This window comes from Micromonospora sp. M51 (assembly GCF_018070305.1).
Classification (GTDB): domain Bacteria; phylum Actinomycetota; class Actinomycetes; order Mycobacteriales; family Micromonosporaceae; genus Micromonospora; species Micromonospora parva.
Window position 1 is genome coordinate 1 of record NZ_JAGPXZ010000390.1, and the last position, 5,698, is coordinate 5,698.

Genomic DNA, 5,698 nt, shown 5'->3' on the forward strand with positions numbered 1-5,698 from the left:
GGGAAGGGTAGGACGGCTATTCGTTCCATGCCGCCTACCCCGATTCCCAGGCCCTGCTGGGCGGCGAACAATGCCGTCCCGACCAGCGCGATGAGCCCTGCGGTGAGGGTGAGTCGTCGGTACCGGCCGAGCGTCGTGCCGCTCGGGGCGAAGCCGGCGAGGAGCAGACCGACGTTGCCCAGACCCATGATCAGGAATGCGCCGAGAACGTGCAGGTTCTCGTTGACGTCGGCCGGGTAGCCGGCCGCTAGGGCGTATCCGCCGGCGGCCAGCAACAGGAGGGTCTGAGCCGACCGCACCACCGGGCCGCGGCCGAGGATCCGCCAGGTCAGCAGGAGCCCGACGGCGAGCAGTACGGCGGTGGCCACTGTCGCGGTGTTCATCAGCGGATGCCACGGCGAGCAGACGTAGCGGGGGCGGGTGGTGTCCCAGCTGCCGCAGTGGACGTTGCCGAGGTCGCTGATGTTGTGGGTGGCCCAGCTGTAGGTCGGCTCGCGCCAGCGCAGCCCGGTGACCAGACTGGCGACGAGGAAGACGGGCGTGGCCGCCAGCCAGCACAGCGCGCCGAGCCGACCGGTACGGGTGAGGTTCATACCCCGAGCAGACCAGTGCGACGGCGGTGGGCGCACTACCACCAGATGGCCGGTTCGGGGTAGGGGTAGCCGTACCCGGAGCGCCGGCGTGGGCGGACGCACCGGGCGGGGCGAGGTCGGTCCCAGCGGATAGGCTGAGCGGCGGTCGAGCAGACGAGTGCGAGAAGGAGCCATCCCGTGCGCCCAGGTGGACAGCCGAACATGCAGCAGATGCTGAAGCAGGCGCAGAAGATGCAGCAGCAGATCGCCGCCGCGCAGGCCGAGCTGGCCGAGGCCGAGCTGACCGGCACCGCCGGTGGCGGGCTGGTCACCGCGACCGTCTCCGGCTCCGGTGAGCTGAAGGCCATCAAGATCGACCCGAAGGCCGTCGACCCGGAGGACGTGGAGACGCTGGAGGATCTGGTCATCGCGGCCGTGCACAACGCCGCCGAGGCGGCCCGGGAGCTGACCGAGCGCAAGATGGGCCCGGTCGCCGGCGGCATGGGCGGCCTCGGCCTGCCCGGTTTCTGAGCCGGCAGATGTACGAAGGTGCCATCCAGGATCTGATCGACGAACTGGGTCGGCTGCCGGGCGTGGGTCCGAAGAGCGCTCAGCGGATCGCGTTCCACGTTCTCTCGGCGGATCCGGCCGACGTCAACCGGCTGGCCGGCGCGCTGCGCAAGGTCAAGGAGCTGGTCCGGTTCTGCACTACCTGCTACAACGTGGCCGAGTCCGAGCAGTGCCGGATCTGCCGCGACCCGCGCCGCACCGACGAGGTGCTGTGCGTGGTGGAGGAGCCCAAGGACGTGGTGGCCATCGAGCGGACTGGTGAGTTCCGCGGTCGCTACCACGTGCTGGGCGGTGCGATCAATCCGCTGGAGGGGATCGGCCCGGACAATCTGCGCATCCGGGAGCTGATGATCCGGCTCGGTGGCGGCGGGGTGCGGGAGCTGATCCTGGCCACGGACCCGAACACCGAGGGCGAGGCGACAGCGACCTACCTGGCGTTGATGGTGAAGCCGATGGGCATCTCGGTGACCCGGCTGGCCAGCGGGCTGCCGGTCGGCGGCGATCTGGAGTACGCCGACGAGATCACCCTCGGTCGGGCCTTCGAGGGGCGTCGCGCGGTCTGACCCCCTGGCGTACGACCGGTGGCCGGCACCCGGGTGGGTGCCGGCCACCGCTGTGTCCCTGCCCGGAAATGATCTGACACCTGTGCCCTCATCGGGGCTGTTCGACGTAACAGTTTGGCATCGCGGGTGCTGATTGATCGGTTTTGGCCGCCGTTTACCTACGAATCGAATGTCAAGCGGCGGTTGAGGCACGATCCGATACCAACAGTCCACCCGGCTGTTTCCGGCTGGTCGCATCGGGAGCTATGGTCACCGCCATCGGTGACCCCTGTCACCACGTTGTCCGTACCCCCAAGGACGAGGTGAAGCACACATGCGTGCACCCAGGCCGAAGGTCGCGATCGCGGCCGTCGCGGTCGCGGCCCTCGCGGTAGCAGGCTGCGCCGAGAGCAACCGCGACGACAAATCCGGTGGAAGCAAGAAGGACACCCTCGTCTTCGGCGTCGCCGGAGACCCGAAGGTGCTCGACCCGAGCTTCGCCAGCGACGGTGAGTCGCTGCGTGTGGCGCGTCAGGTCTTCGAGACCCTGGTCCGGCCGGAGGAGGGTGGCACGAAGGTCACCCCCGGCCTGGCCGAGTCCTGGACCCCGGACGCCGCCGGCACCACCTGGACCTTCAAGCTCCGCTCGGGCGTGAAGTTCCACGACGGCACCGACTTCAACGCCGAGGCCGTCTGCGTCAACTTCAACCGCTGGTACAACGCCAAGGGCCTCATGCAGAGCCCGGACGTCACGGCGTACTGGCAGGACGTCATGGGCGGCTTCGCCAACAACGAGAACGCGGACCTTCCGCCGAGCCTCTTCAAGTCGTGCACCGCCAAGGACGCGACCACTGTGGACCTCTCGTTCACCCGGGTCTCCAGCAAGATCCCGGCCGCGCTGATGCTCCCCTCGTTCTCCATCCACAGCCCGAAGGCGCTGCAGGAGTTCGACGCCAGCAACGTCGCGGGCAGCGCCGAGGACATCAAGTACCCGGCGTACGCGACGGAGCACCCGACCGGCACCGGCCCGTTCAAGTTCAAGGCCTGGGACGTCGCGAACAAGACGCTGACCTTGGAGCGCAACGAGGACTACTCGGGCCCCAAGGCCAAGCTGAAGACCCTCATCTTCAAGACGATCTCGGACGAGAACGCCCGCAAGCAGGCGCTGCGCTCCGGTGACATCCAGGGCTACGACCTGGTTGGCCCGGCCGACGTCGAGCCGTTGAAGAGCGAAGGCTTCAACATGCTCACCCGCCCGGCGTTCAACGTGCTCTACCTGGCGATCAACCAGAAGGGCAACCCGAAGCTCGCCGACCTCCGGGTCCGGCAGGCCATCGCGTACGCCCTGAACCGTGAGCAGCTGGTCACCTCCAAGCTGCCGCCGGGCGCCAAGGTCGCCGACAACTTCATGCCGGACACCGTCGAGGGCTGGAACGGCGACGTTCCGAAGTACACCTACGACCCGGCCAAGGCGAAGGCGCTGCTGGCCGAGGCGGGCGCGTCGAACCTGACCCTGAAGTTCCACTACCCGACCGAGGTCACCCGGCCGTACATGCCGAACCCGAAGGACATCTTCGAGTTGCTCTCGGCGGACCTGAAGGCCGTTGGCATCACCGTCGAGGCGATCCCGCTGAAGTGGAGCCCGGACTACCTGAACGCCACCACCTCGGGTAGCAAGCACGACATCCACTTCCTGGGCTGGACCGGTGACTACGGCGACGCCTACAACTTCATCGGCACCTTCTTCGACCGGCCGAAGGACGAGTGGGGCTTCAACAACAAGGCCCTGTTCGACCAGTTCAAGGACGCGGACACCACCGCGGACATCGCGGCCCGTACCGAGAAGTACAAGGCCCTGAACAAGTCCGTGATGGAGTTCCTGCCCGGTGTGCCGATCTCGCACTCGCCGCCGGCGATCGTGTTCGGCAAGGACGTGACCGGCGTCAAGGCGAGCCCGCTCACCGACGAGCGTTTCGCCACCGCCGAGTTCAAGTAAGTCCTGATCTGACGCAGCAAGGAACGCGGGCGGGCGCTGTCGCACAGCGCCCGCCCGCAACCCTCCGCACCCCTTCGAGGCCGCCGTGTTCCGGTTCATCGTCAGGCGCCTGCTTCAGCTGATACCCACGCTGTTCGGGCTCTCCCTCCTGCTCTTCATCTGGCTCCGCCGTCTCCCCGGCGGCCCCGAGACCGCCATCCTCGGCGAGCGCGGCACCCCCGAGATGCGGGCCGCGATCCGCCGCAACATGGGGCTCGACGAGCCCATCCTGGTCCAGTACGGCCGCTTCGTACGGCGGATGATCAAGCTTGATCTGGGCACCTCGACCTCCACCAAGCGGGCGGTCACCACGGAGTTCATCGAGCGCTTCCCCGGCACCGTCGAGCTGACCATCACCGCGATGATCATTGCGATCGGTGTCGGCATCCCGCTGGGCTACCTGGCCGCCCGTCGTCGCGGCCGCTTCCTGGACCACGCGTCTGTGGGCGGCTCGCTGATCGGCATCTGCATCCCGGTCTTCTTCCTGGGCTACGTGCTCAAAGCGATCTTCTCGGAGAACCTGCACTGGTTCCCGTCCAGCGGCCGGCAGGACCCGACGCTCGGGGCGACCCGGGTGACCAACTTCTTCGTCCTCGACGGGTTGATGACCCGGGAGTGGGACGCCGCAGCCGACGCCCTCTGGCATCTGGTGCTGCCCGCCATCGCGCTGGCCAGCATCCCGCTGGCGATCATCGTCCGGATCACCCGGGCGAGCGTGCTCGAGGTGCTCAACGAGGACTTCGTACGCACCGCCGAGGCGAAGGGCCTGACCGAGCAGACGGTCCGTCGCCGGCACGTCCTGCGCAACGCCATGCTGCCGGTGGCCACCTCGATCGGTCTGCTCGCGGGCGGCCTGCTCTCCGGCGCCGTGCTGACCGAGACCGTCTTCGCCTTCAGTGGCATCGGAGCGTTCGTCGCCGAGGCCATCGGCCAACGCGACTATCCGGTGCTGATGGGCTTCATCCTGATCATCGCGGTGGTGTACGTGCTGGTGAACCTCCTGGTTGATCTCTCCTACAGCTTCATCGACCCGAGGGTGAGGGTGCGATGACCCTCAGCCCGGGCAAGAAGCGCGAAAAGATCGACCGGCTCTCCGAACTGGCCGCCCGCGACGACGAGCGGGGTGTCAGCCTCTGGCAGGAGGCGTTCCGGCGGCTGCGCGGCAACCCGGCCGCGATCGTCGGCGCGGTCATCCTGGCGCTCTTCGTGTTGGTAGCGGTGCTCGGCCCGTTCCTCGTGCCGTACGCGCCGACGGACACGATCGGTATCCGGGAAGGGCTGATCAAGCCGGGTGTCATCCCCGGGCCCGACGGCGATCACTGGTTCGGTTACGACCACCAGGGCCGTGACGAGTTCAGCCGCATGATCGTGGGAGCCCGTCAGACCCTGCTGGTCGGTGTGGTCTCCACCCTGATCGGTCTGGCCATCGGCGCGCTGATCGGTGGCATCTCCGGTGCCGCGGCCGGTCTCGGCGGCCGGTGGGGGCGGTGGGTCGACACCACCCTGATGCGCTTCATCGACATGCTGCTGGCGATGCCGAGCCTGCTGCTGGCGGTGAGCATCGCCGCCCTGCTCGGGGCCAGCCTGACCACTGTGATGATCGCTGTCGGTGTGGTCTCGGTGCCGGTGTTCGCCCGGCTGCTGCGCGGCTCGATGATCTCGCAGGCCAACAGCGACTACGTGCTGGCGGCCACCTCGCTCGGCGTCAAGAAGTCGAAGATCGCGCTGACCCACGTGGTGCCGAACTCGCTCGCCCCGGTGATCGTGCAGGCCACCCTGACCCTGGCCACCGCGATCATCGAGGCTGCGGCGTTGTCGTTCCTCGGTCTGGGTAACCCGGACACCGCCGTACCGGAGTGGGGGGTCATGCTCGCCGACGCGCAGCAGTACCTCGGCATCCGGCCGTCGCTGGCGATCTACCCGGCGGTCGCGATCATCATCACCGCGCTCGGCTTCACCCTGCTGGGTGAGGCGATGCG

6 protein-coding genes are annotated in these 5,698 nt (G+C 68.0%); 5 read left to right on the forward strand and 1 reads right to left on the reverse strand.

The window, feature by feature from the left end:
- Nucleotides 1–593, reverse strand: a 593-nt coding sequence (locus KBX53_RS20125) for a DUF998 domain-containing protein (protein ID WP_210861003.1), incomplete at its 3' end; no start/stop codon positions are given.
- A 201-nt stretch (nucleotides 594–794) separates the two neighbouring features.
- On the opposite strand from KBX53_RS20125, the gene KBX53_RS20130 reads away from it, so the two are divergent.
- The 5 genes from KBX53_RS20130 to KBX53_RS20150 all read left to right on the forward strand — a co-directional run.
- Nucleotides 795–1,103 (forward strand): YbaB/EbfC family nucleoid-associated protein, encoded by a 309-nt coding sequence (locus tag KBX53_RS20130; RefSeq protein WP_030328137.1) that lies wholly within the window; start codon nucleotides 795–797, stop codon nucleotides 1,101–1,103.
- A gap of 8 nt (nucleotides 1,104–1,111) precedes the next feature.
- Nucleotides 1,112–1,705 carry a recombination mediator RecR gene (recR, locus tag KBX53_RS20135; protein ID WP_030328135.1) on the forward strand — a complete coding sequence of 198 codons (594 nt, stop codon included), beginning with the start codon at nucleotides 1,112–1,114 and terminating at the stop codon, nucleotides 1,703–1,705.
- A 313-nt stretch (nucleotides 1,706–2,018) separates the two neighbouring features.
- Nucleotides 2,019–3,680, forward strand: coding sequence for an ABC transporter substrate-binding protein (locus KBX53_RS20140; RefSeq protein WP_030328133.1), 1,662 nt, complete (start codon nucleotides 2,019–2,021; stop codon nucleotides 3,678–3,680).
- 85 nt (nucleotides 3,681–3,765) lie between these two features.
- Nucleotides 3,766–4,770 carry an ABC transporter permease gene (locus KBX53_RS20145; RefSeq protein ID WP_030328131.1) on the forward strand — a complete coding sequence of 335 codons (1,005 nt, stop codon included), beginning with the start codon at nucleotides 3,766–3,768 and terminating at the stop codon, nucleotides 4,768–4,770.
- The coding region (locus KBX53_RS20150) for an ABC transporter permease (RefSeq protein ID WP_210861005.1) at nucleotides 4,767–5,698 on the forward strand (932 nt) is incomplete at its 3' end. The genes KBX53_RS20145 and KBX53_RS20150, both read left to right, overlap by 4 nt.

What these genes read in the sequence shown, in the direction of transcription:
- recR (WP_030328135.1), top strand. Translation starts at nt 1,112, where the DNA reads ATGTACGAAGGTGCCATCCAGGATCTGATCGACGAACTGGGTCGGCTG.
- KBX53_RS20130 (WP_030328137.1), top strand. Translation starts at nt 795, where the DNA reads ATGCAGCAGATGCTGAAGCAGGCGCAGAAGATGCAGCAGCAGATCGCC.
- KBX53_RS20140 (WP_030328133.1), top strand. Translation starts at nt 2,019, where the DNA reads ATGCGTGCACCCAGGCCGAAGGTCGCGATCGCGGCCGTCGCGGTCGCG.